1 pseudogene is annotated in these 616 nt (G+C 75.8%); it reads right to left on the reverse strand.

The annotated features are described in order from the left end of the window. Positions 1-553 (reverse strand): annotated as a pseudogene (locus tag A5780_RS40200) (hypothetical protein); the annotation flags it as partial. Positions 554-616: the final 63 nt, after the last annotated feature.

The raw sequence follows: 616 nt of genomic DNA on the forward strand, positions 1-616 counted from the left end.
GCTGAGCACACCACGACGAACGCGCCCAGGGTTTCTTGGTGGCGGGCTTCGCAGCCTTGCGGGCGGCGGTGCGCGGCGCGGCCGGGGTGGCGTTCGCGGTGTCCGGCGCGGTCGCGGTGGCGCGCTTGGTGGTCGAGGCACGTTTGCCCGCTGCGGGTTTCGCAGCCTTGCGCGCGGTGCCCGAGGCGGCCGGGGTGTCGGCCGGTGTCGGGGCGGTCACGGTTTCGGCCTTGCTGTCGGTGCCCGAGTCAGGCTTGGCGGCAGCGGTTTTCGTGTTCTTGCGGGCCGCGCCCGACTTTGCCGGGTCGGGTGTGGCGTTCTTGCGCGCCGTCCGGCGGGCCGCCGGGGCGGGCGCGTCGGCAGCCGGGGTGCCCGCCGCCGGTGCCGGTGCCGGTGTGGCGGTGTCCGTCTTGCCCGTGGCGGCCTTGGTGCGTGTGCCCGCAGCGGGTTTCGCAGCCTTGCGGGTAGTGCCCGACGCGGCCGGGGCGGTGGTGGTGTGCCGGCTCGTTCGAATGCCGGTGCGGCAGCCGCGCCGCGGTGGTCGCCGGCTCACCCTTGTCGTCCTCCGCTGCGCCCGTATTCGCCTCGGCGACGGTGTGTTCGGCGGCCTGGGCGC

The organism is Nocardia sp. 852002-20019_SCH5090214, assembly GCF_001665865.1.
Taxonomy (GTDB): domain Bacteria; phylum Actinomycetota; class Actinomycetes; order Mycobacteriales; family Mycobacteriaceae; genus Nocardia; species Nocardia nova.